The 17,857-nt window shown below is 48.4% G+C and carries 8 protein-coding genes; 2 read left to right on the top strand and 6 right to left on the bottom strand.

The window, feature by feature from the left end; all coding sequences use genetic code 11:
• Positions 1 to 58: 58 nt before the first annotated feature.
• Both AC3Y23_RS16080 and AC3Y23_RS16085 read right to left on the bottom strand, forming a co-directional pair.
• Positions 59 to 949 (bottom strand): carbohydrate ABC transporter permease, encoded by an 891-nt coding sequence (locus AC3Y23_RS16080; protein ID WP_379200661.1) that lies wholly within the window; start codon positions 947 to 949, stop codon positions 59 to 61.
• A gap of 25 nt (positions 950 to 974) precedes the next feature.
• Positions 975 to 1,931 carry an ABC transporter permease gene (locus AC3Y23_RS16085; protein ID WP_379200663.1) on the bottom strand — a complete coding sequence of 319 codons (957 nt, stop codon included), beginning with the start codon at positions 1,929 to 1,931 and terminating at the stop codon, positions 975 to 977.
• A 226-nt stretch (positions 1,932 to 2,157) separates the two neighbouring features.
• Between AC3Y23_RS16085 and AC3Y23_RS16090 the strand changes: the two genes are divergently transcribed.
• Positions 2,158 to 3,921 (top strand): cache domain-containing sensor histidine kinase, encoded by a 1,764-nt coding sequence (locus AC3Y23_RS16090; RefSeq protein WP_379200665.1) that lies wholly within the window; start codon positions 2,158 to 2,160, stop codon positions 3,919 to 3,921.
• Between the two features lie 845 nt (positions 3,922 to 4,766).
• Here AC3Y23_RS16090 and AC3Y23_RS16095 read toward each other — a convergent pair.
• The 4 genes from AC3Y23_RS16095 to AC3Y23_RS16110 all read right to left on the bottom strand — a co-directional run bounded on the left by AC3Y23_RS16095 (position 4,767) and on the right by AC3Y23_RS16110 (position 16,555).
• Positions 4,767 to 9,644: an S-layer homology domain-containing protein gene (locus AC3Y23_RS16095; protein ID WP_379200667.1), complete on the bottom strand. Its 4,878-nt coding sequence runs from the start codon at positions 9,642 to 9,644 to the stop codon at positions 4,767 to 4,769.
• Positions 9,645 to 10,195: 551 nt separating this feature from the next.
• A complete protein-coding gene (locus AC3Y23_RS16100) occupies positions 10,196 to 11,734 on the bottom strand; it encodes a response regulator (RefSeq protein ID WP_379200669.1) in 1,539 nt (512 codons plus the stop codon).
• A 273-nt stretch (positions 11,735 to 12,007) separates the two neighbouring features.
• Positions 12,008 to 14,332, bottom strand: coding sequence for a glycoside hydrolase family 95 protein (locus tag AC3Y23_RS16105; RefSeq protein WP_379200671.1), 2,325 nt, complete (start codon positions 14,330 to 14,332; stop codon positions 12,008 to 12,010).
• Positions 14,333 to 14,347: 15 nt separating this feature from the next.
• Positions 14,348 to 16,555, bottom strand: coding sequence for a beta-galactosidase trimerization domain-containing protein (locus tag AC3Y23_RS16110; protein ID WP_379200673.1), 2,208 nt, complete (start codon positions 16,553 to 16,555; stop codon positions 14,348 to 14,350).
• A gap of 329 nt (positions 16,556 to 16,884) precedes the next feature.
• Here AC3Y23_RS16110 and AC3Y23_RS16115 point away from each other — a divergent pair, with 329 nt between their 5' ends.
• Positions 16,885 to 17,754 carry a helix-turn-helix domain-containing protein gene (locus AC3Y23_RS16115; RefSeq protein ID WP_379200675.1) on the top strand — a complete coding sequence of 290 codons (870 nt, stop codon included), beginning with the start codon at positions 16,885 to 16,887 and terminating at the stop codon, positions 17,752 to 17,754.
• Positions 17,755 to 17,857: the final 103 nt, after the last annotated feature.

Raw genomic sequence — 17,857 nt, forward strand, 5'->3', positions numbered from 1 at the left:
TCAGGGTCGCCAACCGGAGAAGTTGTCTCCAGCTGGCGTTCGGTTTTATTTAACCATATTAACTTTTAACAGCACCCAAAGTCATGCCTTTAACAAAATACTTTTGCAGGAATGGATATACAAGCACGATAGGCAAAGTCGCAACCATAGTCGCTGCCATCCGGATCGTATCGCTTGAGACGGCATTCCGCTTGGCCGAGTTGGCTAGCATCTGCGTCTGTGACACCATACTTCCGGTCTGGAACTGACTCAATATTTTGACGAGTACGGCTTGCAAGGTTTTCAGATCTGAGCTATAGGTGAACGCATAGGAGTCAAACCAGGAATTCCAATGTGAAATTGCCTGGAACAATCCGACGGTTGCAAGTACAGGCGTTGTCAGCGGCAGAACAATCCGGAAGAAAATTGTCAAATCATTCGCTCCGTCTACCTTTGCCGACTCTTCAATCTCATAGGGCAACCCTTCCATAAAGGTCCGGACAATGATCATATAGAAGACGTTCATCAAGCTTGGGAGAATGAATACAGAGAACGTATCAATCATATTCAGCGCTTTCAGAACCATATAATAAGGAATCAGACCACCGGCAAAGTACATCGTAAAGACGAAGTAAAGGTTCCAGCCTTTGCGTCCTACCAAATTCCGGCGGCTTAGCGGATACGCTAGCATCGTAATGACGAGGACTGACAGCGGTGCACCGATCACGGTACGTTTTACCGTTACCCAAAGACCGTTCATGATCTCACTGTCTTTCAAAATCTGATTGTAGCTATCCAGCGTCCACGCTCTTGGCCACAGGTAGACGCCTCCTCTTACCGTATCTTCCGCACTATTTAATGAAAGAACGAGAATGTTCCAAAAAGGCAGGAATGTAACCAGCAATACAATTGTGAGAACGAAATACACGATGAATTTAAAAATATGGTCTCCGAATCTACTTGAAATCATCACAAGCGCTCCTCTCCTGTTTTATTTAGAACAACGCCTGGTCGTTCACTTTTCTGGAAATGTTATTCACAATCACTACAAGAATAAAGGCGACGACTGATTTAAACATCCCCACGGCAGCCCCGTAAGAGAACATGCTGTTCTGTAATCCGTATTTATAAGCATAAATATCGATAACTTCCGAATATTCAAGAACTGTATTATTTTGCAGCAGGTATTGCTGTTCGAAGCCCGCGTTCAGAATACCGCCGACTGCGAGTATTCCCAGAATTACGATGGTTGGGCGCAGGGCTGGCAGTGTAATATGCCACATTTGACGGAAGCGGCTGGCTCCATCCACTCTTGCTGCTTCGTAAAGCTCCGGGTTAATAGCCGAAATCGCTGCAAGGTACATAATCGCGCTGAAACCCATTTCTTTCCACATATTAGATAAGGCGATAATCCACCAGAACAAAGGTCCATTCTGTAGGAAGGCCACCGGTTCTTTGACCACTCCCAGCATAACCAGGAAGTTGTTAAGCATTCCGTCCGAAGCCAGCAGTGTAATTACAATGTTCGCTGCGATAACCCAGGAGATAAAATGCGGCAGATATGAAACCGTCTGTGTAAAGCGCTTGAAGAATCCTTGTTTGGCTTCATTCAGCATCAATGCTAGTATGATTGGAGCAGGAAATCCGAATAACAGCGTCAGCAAGCTTGTCGCAAGCGTATTACGCATTACCCGATAGAAATCTCCTGTACTAAAGAAATATTCAAACCACTTTAAGCCGACAAATTCGGCACCGAAGAATTGATGTAAAAACGATCCTCCACCTGGCTGATAATTCGTAAAGGCCATATACAATCCAAACATAGGACCGTAAGAAAACAGCAATGTCGCAATAAAGGCAGGGAACATAAGTACAAATAACCACTTTTGTTCTTTTAGTCTGTTCCACAGACTGTTGCCCCTGACTGTTTTGATAGCGCTTGCTTTATACATCAAACACCCTCCCTTTCTCTTTATACAGTATGCCTAGCCATCTCTTGGCTTAACTTCTCTCCTCCTTATCTTAAGGCCGCTACAGGTTCCTTTCTATACTTCAATCCTCCGAATGATAGCGCTTTTTAAAGATGTTTTGCAGCAAACTATTGTTGGATTCCGATATTCAGTCTGCTATGATAAACTTGGTAAACGCCAAATACTCCTAAGAGAAAGGGCTTCTTCGATGCGTAAGTTTTATAAAAAATACTTCTATATGCCTTTCCTGAATCTAAGCTTTCGTTCCAAGTTGTTCCTGGTGTTCGTTGTGGTCACCATTGTTCCAATGATGCTATTGGCCTATATCTCATTTGAGCTGACAAAGTCCAAACTCACGGATCAAATCTATATCAACATGATGAATTCAACCGCCCAGATCACCAAGAATCTGGAGAACAAGATGGATAGCTATGAACATATTTCAGCTTCTATATATTTGGATAATAGACTGGCTAACTATCTCACAAGCGAATATCAGGATGACCCTTCATACCTGGATGTCTACAAATACATTGCCAATCGAATTGACACGGTGATGGCTGCCTACCCTGATTTTGATAGCGTATTCATATATTCGGATAATCCGTCGCTGCCCAAAGACAATTACTATATCAAACCAGTTACACTGGAGGTTAAAAGGACAGAATTATTCAAGCAGCTGCAGCATACCTACGGGAACATTGTTCATTTGTCCTCGCCGCAAACCCAGAATAGTCCCGCCATGTTCACACTGGCCAGGCAGCTGAATAATAACCGCAACCAATATCCGTACGGCATTCTGGTCTTCAGTATTTCCGAATCGGTCATTTACTCCTTAATGGAGAAAGAGGCCGGCGGAGGCGGGAAAGACATTTTTATTATCAACAATGACGGTATTATCCTGTCTTCGGGCGATAAACAATTATTGAACACAAGTCTGCCTGAGTTACTGAACCATAAGTTTGATGAAATGTCATCAGGCAGATTCGATACTACGTACAACGGGGAAAAGGCTTTTGCCGTATACAATACGCTCAAAAACGGTTGGAAGACGGTGTCCATCTTCCCGTATGACAGCATCATCAAGGATGCCCGGTCACTGTCACAAATCATTATCAAAATCTCTCTAGCCTTTATTGGTGTGGCTCTTTTGCTTATTTTTATCACTGCTTCGCTGTTCAGCAAACGTATCCGTACGTTAATACGCATGATCCGGCGCATTGAGCGGGGCGATTTCAATACGGCCAAGGAAGAGCATCTCGGCAATGATGAGATTGGTCAGCTGCATTTTGCCTTCCGACAAATGACGAACCGCCTGAAAAGCCTCATTACCGAGGTGTATCAGAAAGAGCTGTTGGGCAAGGAAGCGGAGCTGGATCTGCTGCAAGCCCAGATTAATCCTCATTTCCTGTACAATACCCTGGGCTCCATCTCTTCCCTAGCTATCAAGCATCAAGACCAACGGATTCAGGATATGGTCCTGAATTTGGCCAAGTTCTACCGTATCTCTCTTAATAAAGGGAAAAGCATCCTAACGATTAATGAGGAAATTAGGCTGACGCAAAGCTACAACGCCATTCAGTTGATTCGCTTCAAAGGCCAGCTGAATATTACCTACACGATCGATGAAGCCATCCTGCCTTACTCTACTGTGAAGCTGACTTTGCAGCCTTTCATAGAAAATGCGGTCATTCATGCCGTATGGAATCAGGAGAGCCCGCTGAATATTCACATCAAAGGGATCATCGAAGACAACGATATTGTCCTGTCAGTTATCGATGACGGCATGGGCATGAGGCCGGAGAAGCTGCAAACACTGCTGGAGGACAAGCCCGGTCGGGGCTACGGCATTTCGAACGTGGATCGAAGAATCAAACTGAAATTCGGTGAGCGTTACGGTGTTAAAGTGTATAGCCGACTGGGCATAGGGACCACAGTCCAGATCACCCTGCCGCAAAAGGTGATGTTGTAGGGGAGGCGCTGAGTGCTGGTTGCTTTGCGTAGTTGCTTCGAGTGTTGTTCAGAGTGTTGCTTTGAGTAGCTGCTTCGAGTAGTTGCTTTGAGTAGCTGCTTTGAGTAGGATGTACTCAGTCGCTTAGGTGGGCGCTCCACGAACGGACCGTTGTTCCAATCGCTGTTGTGCCCATATTTTTTCTGTTCTCTTTAGCGGTGAAATCTGGACACAAAAGCGAACGCTGCACTTTTTCTGCGAGTAGTTCCTTCCTCTTCGCAGCTTGTGCAGAAAAGTCACTTCAATATTGAATCCACACCAAAATCCGTTGCTACCCCGTCGAGTAACGGACTTCAGTGACTTTATTGTCAATATGCTCGATTGCTAGGATGCTAACGGACTCCAGTGACCTTATTGTCCATATGCTGGGTTGCTAGGCTAACGGACTCCAGTGACCTTATTGTTCATATGCTGGGTTGCTAAGGATGCTAACGGACTCAGATGACCTTATAGGCTGGCTGTCTGATCAAAATGCGAGGTTTTGGAGTAAATAGCGGCACTGGAGTCCGTTACATGTCCAAAACCCAGTTATATCGCAAATAGCGGCTGTACAGTCCGTTACACCCCTTGCGTAAGTTGGCCCTTGATGTGCGATTGACCCGAAACAAAAAGCAGCAGGTCTCCAAACGGAGACTTGCTGCTTTTTCACATCTTAGTATTGGATTACGATCTTCATTGAAGAATAAACTACTCTGTGACGAATTTCAGGATTTCAGGCTTTCAAATCTTCAAGTCTTCAGCCCCCACCCCTTCATCCTTCCAGTCCTTTACCCCATAATTCTTTACCCCACAGTCCTTTTCATTTCTTACTTCGCAATCAAGTTATAGATAACATGAGCCGCTTCCGCGCGGGATGCTATTCCTTTAGGTGCGAATTTTTCTGGGCTTTGGCCTTTAATCAGCCCAAGACTGGCGGCTTCATTCACAGAAGCCGTTGCCCAGGAGGAAACCAGGTCCAAATCTGTGAACGCTGCATCAGAAGCAACAGGTGCTTTGCCATGCTTCAGTTCATATGCCTTCATGGTCATCACCGTGATTTCTTCACGGGTGATCACTGCACTTGGCTCAAATTTATCTGCACTTCTTCCACTTACGATGCCAGCCTTGTACGCGATGGAGATCGGCTCCGCATACCAGGCGGTCGGTGCAACGTCAGCAAAGCTTGCTTCGCCCGTTTCATTCAGTCCCAGGGTATGAACCAGCATGGATGTGAACTCGGCACGCGTAACCGCACGTCCCGGTTCAAACTTGTCACCGCTAGTGCCTTGAACAAGCAGCTTAGCTGCTAGCTCCTTGATGACAGAGCTTGCCCAATGACTGGCTGGAACATCGGTGAAGGTCCGGTTCAGCTCCAGAACAGCATATTTGCTGAAATGGCTAATCTTGGCCGTCAGTACACCATCAGCGTAATCAGCTTGGATATACTCAAGCTTGCCATTATCAGCAATATAATAGATGCCTCCACGCGAAGCGTTAAACCCGTCGGCTGCAGTTAGACTCAGCGTAATCGGTTGATCAAACGTAGAGAGTGTTTGTGTTGTGCCTGTTTTTGAAGTAATCGACAGACTAAATTCATAAATATCACCCTTGAGTGCTACATCACCATGAATAGTTCCCGCAGCAGCGGCAACCACCTCATTGGCTTTACTGCCAAGCGGCACCATCTTCAGGGAGATCGTGCTGTCTGCCCGCTGCTCAGCAGGCAGCTTGTTCTGCAGCTCGTGGATCAAATCTGCAGGCACTTGGAGCGAGAGCTTGCCGGATTTTACTTCCAGCGTGTGATTGCCGAGTTGAAGAATCGCCGCAGGGGACAGCTGTATTTCCTGTGTATCTCCCTTGATGTCCACAACTGCTTTATTACCTGTACTGTCTACTTTCAGCATATCTGCTGTGATGCTAAGCGGTTTAGCGACATTGGTTGTATCTACAATAACACCTGGGACGCTGCTGCTGGTATTGCCATTATTTCCGCTATTACTGTTGTTTCCGTTGTTACTGTTATTGCCATTGTTGCCGTTATCCCCGGGATTGGCAGGCACATCGGGATTTCCCGGGTTCTCTGGGTTTCCTGGATTGCCCGGATTTTCCGTGGTGGCAGCTTTGACTGTAATCTCAGCCGTTGCCTTAAAGCCACCATCAACCGTCTTCACAGTAATCGTCGCCTTGCCAGCTGCTACAGCGGTTACCTTACCATTCTCTACACTAGCTACTGTGGCATCGCTTGAAGTCCAGGTTACCGATTTGTTGGTCGCCACTTCCGGGTTCACTGTTGCAACCAGCTTGCCGGCGTCGCCAACGGTCAGTGTAAGCTCCGTTTTATCCAGAGTAACGCCTGTTACCGGCTTCGGACTTGCTGTCAATTTAACCAGTTTCGATTCTGCTTTTTCCAAAGTCAATGCCAAGGAACCAGTTACGGACGAAGTCTCTCCCGTCCACAAGTCTTGCATCGTATAGGATTCCGAAGCATCCAATCCAGCACGGGCAAAATCAACGGTTTTGTTGGCCGAAGCATTAGCACTATAGTTGAATACCGCCAGGTAATAATCGTTGCCATCCTTCAGTACAAATGTATCTGCAGCATTAGCGTTCGTATTACCTTCCAATGGTTTGAAGGCTTTTCCTTTCAAGGCCACTTCAAGTACGTCTGTGTTGTTGTAAAGGGCAGTCATGTATTCCTGCGCTTTAGGATTGTTCACATCATCACTATCCAGCATCACCGTTCCGGCGATGACGCCAGAGTTCACGCGGCTGCGGGCTTCGGTCAAGCTGGAAGCACGGCTGAGTGCCAAATGATCCGGGTCTGTGTACGGATAGATCGTTCCATTTTGCCAGAAACCGTAGGTCAATGAATTCAACATGTATTCGGTCTCATTAATGCTACCGTAGGTGTCACAGGAAATCCGTCTGCTGTGCGCATATTGGCTCGGGAAGATCGGAGCGATAGATTCGCTGATGAACATGGACCCATCCAGACGGTCTTCGACATAAGCCATTCCTTGATTATAAGCCTGAATCCCTGTTGTCACGTTCGGGTCATAGTGTTGACCTTCCAGCGAGCCATGCGTCAGGAAATCCAATTTGATAAAAGTGAAGCCAAGATCCTTGAATTTATCCAGGAAATAATTCATGCGCAGTTTGGTACCTGGATGTGTCACATCGAGGGCATAAGCCCCGTCCAGAGTCGGCAGTGGGTTACCCTCAGCATCCCTGAGGACGATGTCGCCATACGTATACTGACCATTGGTCCCATCTACCGTCTGACTCATATTGTCGCCCCAGTATACAAACGGCCCCCAATAAATACCTGCATGCTGCCCATTGCCTTTAATGACAGAGACAACGTTTTCAAGCTGCTGATCACTCAGATTATCCCAATAGGAGTCCATATTGATGAATACATTACCGTTATTGTTGAAGTCCTTCAGGTTCTCTTTGAAATAGTTGGAGACATCCACTACGTCCTGGTACGAAAGAGTGTGCTCATAAGCTCCCCAACTGTTCCAGCCCACTGGTACACCTTGCGGCAATTCCGGATTCAGCTCCAGCGGAGGCGTGATGATTGCGTTGGCTTTCCCGTATTCTTCAAGCCCAGTGCGGTAATCGCTGAATCCACCTACCATAACCAGCGGTGAGGATAGCTCCATGCCTGTCAGGCTGCCGTGTGGTTGGGTGTCGCGGGTAACATCACTTGCTGCACCCCCATAGACTGCCAACTCGTTGAGTCGGTTGGAAGAGCCTTTCCAGTCAATGCCTGTCTTCCAGGTGTCATGCGTCACGGAACCGATGATAAGCCCGTTACGTGTCGAATTGTTAAAAATAGCTGTCATCTCATAGCTAGTATCTGCCCGATTCATCGTTTGAGATTTGTAACGAATCCAGGCATCGTTGTCAAAAGGCACGGTCAGCACACGGTTATCCGTGCTGGCGCCAATGTCTACACCACCTGTACGTTTTACTGTAATCGGTGACATATAATTGCTCTTCATCGCCGTATCACTGGCTGCATCCAGACGGGTCAAGAAATATGTTCTGTCTTCATAGAATTTGTAAACTTGTTTCAGTGTTGGCTTACCGGCAGAGGTATGAACGAATGTTAGCTCGACCCCTTTGCCGAAGCCGTCCTGAATCTCCACCGGTGCTCCGGCGCTTGCATGATTCTCATAGCTTTTAGTCTCTACAAGATCACCACCGAGCTTAATACTGCTGTAGATCCCTGTCAGTTTCTGTCCATCAGCCCAGTTGTAACCGGCATATCCGGTCTTGGTATTATAGGACACTTGATAATGTCCGTTCGATACCAGCAGGCCGTAAGTATAATCGGTAACCGTGATTGCCCCGTAGCTATGCGTATCGCCCGGTGTTCCCAGGTCACCCACTTCTTCACCCGGATTCCCTGGCTCTGAGCCCATCGCTGGTTCTACGATAATGCGATCCAGATCCGGTGCGTACCAGTTGCCGTCCGAGAAAGTGATCGTATTCTCACCCTCATTTAGCGGGAGTGTAATATCATAGGTGCCAACCGTTTCCCAGTCTGCCGTCTTCGGCAGCTCGTAGTATTGCTCCGCGCCCCCATTGGCGCTGACATAGAAGCTGCGTGGGTCACCAGAAATGTAGGCTACAGTGATTTTGTAATCACCGGTCATAGGAGCCATAATCTTTTTGAAGATCAGAGAGCTGCCACCATTCAGGTAACCTACCTTTTTGCCGCCAGAAGCATTGAGGCTGTCGACGACGCGGGCTTCGCCGGTCAATTCATTGACAGATGATTCTGCTTCATAGCTGATCGTATAAGGAATCACTTCGATCTTATCCATATCCGGAGAATACCAGTCATGGTCTGAGAAAGTGATCGTATTGGTACCCGCATGCAGGATCACTTCTACATCATAAGTGCCTAGCGTGTTCCAACTTGCCGTCTTAGGCAGATCAACCAGCTCATCCGGTCCATTATTCACCTGCATATACACAGGGCGTTGGTCGCCGGAAATATATGAAATGCGGATCAAGTAAGTTCCTTCTGCCGGTGCATTAACATTTGTGAATGTCAAAGAACTATTCTTGTATAGACCCGTTACTTTTTTACCACTAGAGCTGACACTGCTGTCTTCCACCTTGGCATTGCCTGTAATAATGTTCTCAGGCGCCTCTGCCTCAATGACTACACCGCGTAGATTCTTCTTCCAGTCGACTTCATGACCTTCTCCTGGATTGCTATTGTCGAGTCCACGAATTACGATTTTGTCGATGTCTGGAGAATACCAGTTGTTATCATCGATCAAGATTGTATTGACTCCCGCGTTCAAAGGAAGTGTCACATCGTAGGTACCCACTGTCTCCCAGTTCTGTGTCTTGGGCGGTTCTTCGAACTGCTTGTCGCCGCCATTCGCGCTGATATTGAATGGACGCGAATCGCCAGAAATATAGTGCACAGTAATTTTATAATTTCCGGTCTCGCTCACTACTACATTATTGAACTGCAAGGAACTGCCTTGATAGATACCCCCGACCTTCTTGCCGCCGGAAGCTGAAGTAAGATTCGAAATAGAAGCGTTACCGGTCAGTGTATTTCCTTCTGCCTCAGCCTCATAGGTGTTTGTATCATCGGCATATACCGTCCTGGCGAACTGGCCGCTACCAGTAATCACCAGGCAGATCATGATGAGGAACAAAAATCCTTTTTTCATTACCTGCCCAAGCATAACATCCCTCCGTTTGGTGTTGTATAGTTAGTGCTTTCTCGTTGCCAATTCTTCTGTTGCTCACTTTAATACTCGGGCCATGTTGCTCAAATCAAGTGATTCAAAGGAATCCAAGCGCCGGAAAATGCCGTTAACTCAAAAATGATATCGCTTCCACAACTAGACGTAGCAGCCCCCTGACTGATTGCTTACCAACGGACATCTGTCCAGCTGGTCACAGGGAGATAGATCATCTGCTGTATCATTGTGCAGCTACACGCATTTCTGTAATCGCTTTCGCAAAAAGCTATCGAATGCTTCTTCTCCTTTCTGTCTTTGTCTGCCACCCCTGTAAGCGCTGTCGAATTATAATAACTGAAAGATTCCCTTTGATTGGCCTTGATGGTTTCAGCCCGTCTCTTGCACTTAATTTTGAATACATGCCTAATTGTAAAAAGCGGGCAGAGAATTATCTATATCGTAATCTTACTATTCATAGAGGAAAGCGTCTTTCATTCACCATTCTCTAGGGGACAGGCACTTCCGTACTGGCATAATCAAATATTTTTCCTGTATTCGTTCGGTGTAACTCCCTGGTTCTTCAGGAATAGAGAAATAAAATAGGATGTACTTTCATAACCTACTCTCTGGGCGATATCCTGAATTTTGAGTGAGCCGTCTGCCAGCAATTCTTTGGCCTTATCTAGCCGAATTCGGGTCAAATAATCGTGAATCGTCATACCGGTCTTATCTTTAAAAATGGAGCGCAAATAGTTCGGCGACAAATAAACCTGATCAGACAGGCTATTGATGGTAAGCGGCTGATCATAATTCTGATCAATCATGGTCCGGACCTTGTGGATCAACTTTGCATTTTTGTCCATAAAGCGCTCGCCTAATAAGCTCACAGCATTCTCGGCAGTCCCCAGAATCAGATCCTCAATCTCATTCAGAGTCAGCGCATTATAGATGGAATGGTATAATTCTGCCCGCTTGAAGCCCTCGGGAACAGGTTCATGCAGCTGCTCCAGCAGCTCATCCAAGAGATCAATGGACCAATCGCAGATAATTTTTTTCTTGATTCGTAGCGTAGCCATTCCTTCGATATGCCGGTGCAGATTCTGTGCAGCCTGCTCGAATTCCAGCCGATTTATGGCATCAAACCACTCTTTTCTGGCAAAAGGCGGTACATGTTCGGTGTAGAACTGGTTACTAACGGCATTGGCATGAATAATCGTACCCGTACCTTCATAGAATCGCTCATTTAAAACAACACGCATCCCCTCATAGAGATGATAGACTCCAATTAATTCGGCATCCTGGCCGCCGACAGCAGCTGTCACCGTGAACTCCAGCGTACCTCGAATGGCTTCGCCCAAGTCCTCCCATGCATAATGACCCGGTTGCTCGGACGCTTCCATATACACGCCTATCTCCCCTTCCTTGTAGGGAACAAAGACAACCTCCAGATTCTTCGCCTTAAAAAAGTGATCCAGAAAAGACACCAGTCGACCCATGCAGTCTTCTAGACTCTGCTGCCCCTCAGCCTCTTTGGGGTCGATACTAAACAACGCCAGCGCATAGCGATTACTCTCCGGCAGGCGGGTTAGTTTGCTAAAGCTGGATGCCAATTCGGCGGTGCGTTCGGCGTTTTTTTCATAGGAAAGCTCCTTGAAAATATTAGATTTGGCGGCCTCCATAGAGCGCTTCCTCATCCGGGCTTCCTCGCAGCGCTGCTTCACTTTTTCGATAACGCTTACAATCTCATTTAAATCAAGCGGTTTCAATAAATATCCGACAGCACCTACGTTAAGGGCCGATTTTACATAATGAAATTCATCATGCCCAGTCAGGAACATCACCTGCATTCCGTCATAGCACTCATGTATATTTCTAGCCAGATCAATTCCGTTCATAATTGGCATTTGAACATCCGTAAGCACAATATCCGGCTGTGTGGCCTCGATTTTCTCCAGAGCCTCTCGGCCATTGTTTGCTGTTCCGACGACGTAAATACCCATTTCTTCCCAGCGAATATAATCCCTCATCATCTCGAGTCCAAGTTCTTCATCATCCACGAGAAAAATACTGTACATTGAAGTCCCCTCCTCCTTGTTGTCTGCTCTGTCTCTATTATATTCTTTTCCTCCACACCAACCATGGTACAAATAAAAGAAAGTTATTTTCAAGCATAAATTGTTAAATTGGAGTGTTTCACCGTACATTTCACACATAAAAAAATAGTGGTGCAGGAAGTTAAATCCTACGCCACCATCTATATTTTGTCTACTAATATTCGGATTTTTTATTAAAATTCCAGATTATCATCGTAATGAAATGTCGTCAGACCCTCAAATCTGGATGCAGTCCTACAACACTTCCAACTGGGTATTAAACCTATAGCTTCTGCCGATCTCTGCATTAAAAGTCGTTCTTTGATCGCTCCAGCGTACCGTCACCATTCCTGGCGAGAAAGTATGAACCACGGCTTCCGTCAGCCGACCGTTCTCCCAGATGATGTCGACCTCAGCATTGCCTTTGGCCCGCAGCCCGCTTACTTCCCCTGTACTCCATGCTTCTGGCAACGCCGGGAGCAGATGAATCTCATTCGCATGGCTTTGCAGCAGCATTTCCGCAATGACAGCCGTACCGCCGAAGTTTCCGTCGATCACAAAGATGTTACTCTCCGCTCCGGCAATGCCAGATTTGGAGTAAGTGAACAGGTTATCGAAGCATAAACCGCCGATCAAATGGGAGATATGCTTGTAGGCTTTCTCCCCGTCATGCAATCTGGCAAAGCCTAGGCCGAACAAGGCCGCTGTGAATTCCACATCCTCCAGTTCATCCTGAACCATCCGGTTCTCCAGCGTCACTCTTACTGCCGCACTGAGCTCTGGTGTCCGGTCTGGTGTGATTTGACTTGCAGGATACATTGCGAATAGATGAGACAGGTGCCGGTGTTCTGGCTGTGCCTCCTCATAGTCCTCCAGCCACTCCTGCAGCTGACCCTTCTTACCGATCTGCAGCGGCGGTAATATGGCGATAGCTTCCTCCAGTTCCCGTTGCAGTTCTACGTCCCGATCCAATAGTGTTGCCGACTTCAGGCAGAATTCGAAAAGCTCGCGTACCAGAATCTGATCCATGGTCGAACCCATGGATAACTGCTGTGCACCCTCACTAGTATCACCGGGGTAGAAAGAATTCTCCGGCGAGTTAGAGGGGCCAGTCACCAGCCAGCCATACTTAGGATGCACAATCATGTAGTCCAGGTAGAAAGCAGCTGCCTCTTTGAGTACCGGATAAGCCTGAGACTCAAGGAAGTCCCGATCCTGGCTGAATTCATAATGCTCTATTAGATGTGTCGCGAGCCATAGTCCGCCAGTGACATTGAGTCCCCATGAGGTCTCCCAGCCCGGAAGCGTGAAGCCCCAGACATTAGAGAATACGTGGGCGACCCAGCCTTCACTACCGTATAAATTACGAGCAGTTGATCTCCCCGCCTGAGCCAGATCTTCAACATAACGCATCAGTGGAAGATGGCTGTCCCCCAGATTGGTCACCTCTGTCGGATAGTAATTCATCTGGGTGTTAACATCCATATGATAATCACAGCTCCAGCCCATCCGGCAGGCTTCGCCATCATTCCAGATGCCCTGAAGATGCAGCGGCAGCGGTGAATCTCCCCGTGAACCAGCAATTGTTAGGTAACGTCCATATTGCAGGAATAAGGCAAACAGTTGCGGATCTTCTTGCCCGCCCTGGGCCAGTAATTGAATACGCTGATCGGTTGGGAGACTAGCCTTGTCAGAGACACCAAGCTTGATATTCACCTTGCCATACTGCTGACTGTAATCGGCGATATGATCCTCTCTGAGCCGGGCATAGCCTTTGTTCACGGCCTGCTTTAAGATCTCCGCACTTTCCGTTTTCCAGTCCTCGCCGGTCCGGCGATAATCCGTGCTGACGGCAAAGTAGATCTGGGCCTCATCCGCCCCGGTCACCGTCAATTGGCCGTCCCGGCTCTGAATCGTACCGCCGGTGATGATCACCTTGACACAACCCTGAGCCCAGACGCCACATGCACCATTGCTGTGTACTTTTTCTGTAGCCTGCCCTTTGAATTCCAGCGTGGTGTCGTCCGAAGCTACGGTTATGAACGACTCTGTCCCTCCCTCCAAATGGAGCGTGAAGGAGACCGCGCCTGGGGCGTCACTCCAAATTCGTGAGGCCACGAGATCATCGGCATGGGTAGCAAAAACCTCCCGATGCAGCGTGGTTCCATTGACCTTGGCCACCGCTCCGGCCACCGCGCTACTCAAATCCAGTTCGCGCTGGAAGAGTCCAGCTTCACCAGATTGTGACTCCTGGTCGGTAAATTTAATAACAACCTCACATAAACCGAGGTTTGTACCGAAATTCCGCTTTTTCGGCTGCAAGTGCTGTTTGGCTAGAGAATCGCCAACTGCATAATCGCCGGCGAAGAAATGCTGACGCATCTCTTCCAGTGCAGTTTTCCCCTCACCAGGAAGAAGCTCTGGATCGCTCTGACCAGACCAGTAGGTGACTTCGCTCATACTCCACACCTCGCGGTGCGAAGCGGCCATGACAACGGCCCCTGTTCTTCCGTTCCCAAGTGGCAGACCTTGAGACCAACCCGCTGCAGGGGTCAGATACCATAGTTTAAAATCGCTCATATCCTTATCTCCTGTCTATAATATGATCTGTACAATCGCGTGTAGCTCCAGCACCGGCAACTCAATGATCGCTCGGCTTCCATCCCATTTCCATGCCAACTCCGTGTTCTCCGGCTGTAGCAGAACCCTGGTTGGCTTCGTAGGCACTGCTACCTGAAAGGAAATACCCTGAACCGGCACTATCTCTTCATTATGAATCACATAACCTGGGCGCTTCTGCGCGAAATAATTCAGGAAATGCACCAAGAGCTCCTCACCGGAATCCGTACGGCGAGCATTTAAGACCATCTCGACATGAAGCGGCTTTTGCACCTGGATCATTCGAGTCGCTTTAGGGTAAATATCTTCTATACAAACATCCAGCCATTCCCTGATCAGACGATGTCCTTCAAGGTAATACAACGCGAACAGATCACCGTTCAAGTACATAACACTGCCTTGTCCATAGCTGTGCAGCGTCACCGCTGGAGCTGCCACTTGGTTCCCGGCAGGGGCAGCACCCACTGTCGTATAATGCCGCCAATCCTCACGCCGTTTACGGCTATCAGCCCAGACTTCCTCCACTGGCTCCAGCAGCTCTGCTAACGTTTCTGCTCCCTCAAGCTCAGCTTGGAGCGCGGTGCCCCAGGCTTGCAACCGGATCTGGCCGAACGCCAGCTTGCCCGCAAGTTCATCCCCGGCCTGCCAGTAATGCAGCGGGGCGGGAAGCTCCGCACTACGCTTCAGACCCAACAGTCCAGCGAAAAGATCGCCCTGGCGTCTGCGCCCCTGCTCATCCCACAGGCCTGATCTGCCTGTGACAATCAGTCTGCCGCCATTCTCTACATAGGTCTCCAGAGCGGTAATTGTAGCCTCCTCCATGAGACATTGATCCGGCACTATAACCAGTGCCTGACGGTCAAGCTGTTCCCTTAATGTCGCTTCGTCATAGATGAGATGCTGAATACCCATCTCAACCAGAAACTGCGATGCGCCGTCCACACGGTCCATTCGCGATTTGGGCAGCGCACCCCAGTACTTGTCGCGTCCCCATTCCGCTCCAGCCACCGGCCCCAGCAGCTGGGATGGCAGGCTGGCCAGCACTGCCACTTCCGGCACGATATGGGTGCCTGTGGCGTAGGGCTCCCGTTCCTGCATAAATTCATGAACGGCCCCCAGCTCCCGGTACACCGCAGGCTCCAGCCGCCCGTCCGGATAAGGCTGATCCGCGAAGAAACCTCTCGCCCCCACGGCCAGAATCGTAGCCATCTCCAGCTTCCAGTCAGTGGTTGGACGTATTTGCCACTCGCCCCAGCCGTGAAACCGCTCATTCATATAGTCAAAGGTCAGCCCCGTGGTGGCCTGATAACGTCCTTCCTTACTGAAAATCATCTCATGATTAGCTCCGAAATGGACCGGATCACAGGATAACCAGTCTAGTCCTAGCTCCTTCGGGGTCAGCCAGCGTACAAACTTGCCGCCCTCCATCAGCGGGAGGCCATAGAAATATTTGCCGAGGTTATTCTCCGCCACCAATGTCTCCGGTGAAACCTCCTTCACAGCGGCGACGAGCTTGCGTACATAATGAAAGATCTGCCCCCGCCGCCATAGGCGCCATTGCAGCCATTCAGGACTATTCAATTCTTCACCGGGTTCAGGCATTGACCCCTGTGGCAGCTCTCTGCCCGTATCTTCAAGGAACAATTTACGGCAGCTCTCACAGTAGCAAGGATATTCCACGGTCCAACTGCCGCCGTCGATCCAGACAGCATCCGGCTCATGACGAGCTACGGCTTCTTTCAGGAGCGGAAGATAATACTCGTCCAGAAAGCCGGAAGAGATACAGGCCTGCGAGGCTTCATGCTGCAGCCAAGCCCCCCTCGTCAAAGTGCCATCCTCAAGCACACGCAGCCATTCAGGATGATCCTTTTGCAAATGTACACTTGTGAACGCATTCAAATATAAAATCGGGCGGATGCCAGCATCTTTAAGCGCGCGTGACATCAGACCCGTATAATCGTTCCGCAGTCCGGGATGCGTAGGAGCGATATCCGAAGGGTAAAAGGTATGTCCATAATGGTCATAGGCGAAAAATTCAACCGCCTGAATTCCAGCTTCCTTAAACATTGCCGCCTGCCGCCGCGCCTCTTCTTCTGTAAACCCGCCAGCTACAGCTTTCATCCATTCCGGCTGATGATAGTCCAGATGCAGCTTGCGGAAGGTAGTATTTATCCAATTACTCATTGTTTTCACCTCTGTACTATTGATTGTACTTTGCGTCTAATGTTGTTAATTACTCCGCTATGCATAAATAAAATTTAGGGACATCTACATCGAAATCATATCTCCCAGCTTCAAATCCCTGTTCTTTATCAAGCTCCTTTATTGACTTACATACAGTTATTTCCCACTTTAGTTCCTATCAATAGAAGCTTACGGATTCATTGCATTCATAGTATCATCGGGGCACTCCTCTGTCTTTGCCCGCGGGTTCATTCATTTGACGATTTGTACGGTCACTTGTATGATGCAATAGAGATCAGGTCAATGAGACCAGAAAGTGAAGGCACAGCATGAATAAACTGTCCGCAATCACGCCCTATGTTGGTGAGAGTATGACTTATCAGTATGACGGCAGCAGTAATGAAAATTTACGCGTCTGCAATTCCTATGCGTTTCATCTCTTTATTGATGGCCCCGGCGAGATGGAAATTGACGGAAGACATTATCCTATTGAGCGAGGCACACTGATTTTCCTGCGTCCGGGCCAGCCCCACGCCTTTCATATCTCGCCTGCTCATCCGCTCTCGTCCTACAATTTCTATTTCGATTTATGGGACAATCGCTCCCCGGTGTCCGTTAATCATTCATTTATCTATGCACCAGAACCCCTCAGCTTTGAAAAGAAAGCGCTCGAAGCACCCTGTTCCGAGCTGGATCAACTGCCCTGCGTGTTTTCGCTGGCTGCTCATCCTATGCTCTATGACAGTCTAGTGATGATTGCCAAGGCGCACAACGATGCACAATTTTACCGATTCGAAGCTGTGAACAGCTATATGTATGCCTGGATCTTGAGCTGGTACAATGCGCTGCATCTGCATCAGCCAAGCGATTATCGTATTGTCCGCCTGCTGGAATACCTGAATGCCCATCCCGAGCGCGGTGAATCCATTGAGGACTGGGCCAGGATGTGCGGATTGAAGCGAACCTATTTCCATGAACTATTTCAGCGCGAGACCGGGGTAACGCCGCGTACTTATCATCACAACCTGGTTATGCGGCGCGCAGCAGGCCTTCTGTTGGAAAGTGAACTAAGCGTGACCGCAATCGCCGAGAAGCTGGGCTATCCTTCCATCCATCCCTTCTCAAGGCACTTCAGTGCTAGTTACGGTGTGAATCCGACGCAGTATCGCCTGAATCCACGAAGCCGGATTCGAATGTAGATCATAGGGCAGTCAACAAACAAAACGCGCTATCCGCAAGAAACGGAAGCGCGTTTTGTTTGTTTTTTTATATAACCGCTAAGGAGTTCTGTATGTCTTGGTA

The organism is Paenibacillus sp. MAHUQ-45 (assembly GCF_058133325.1).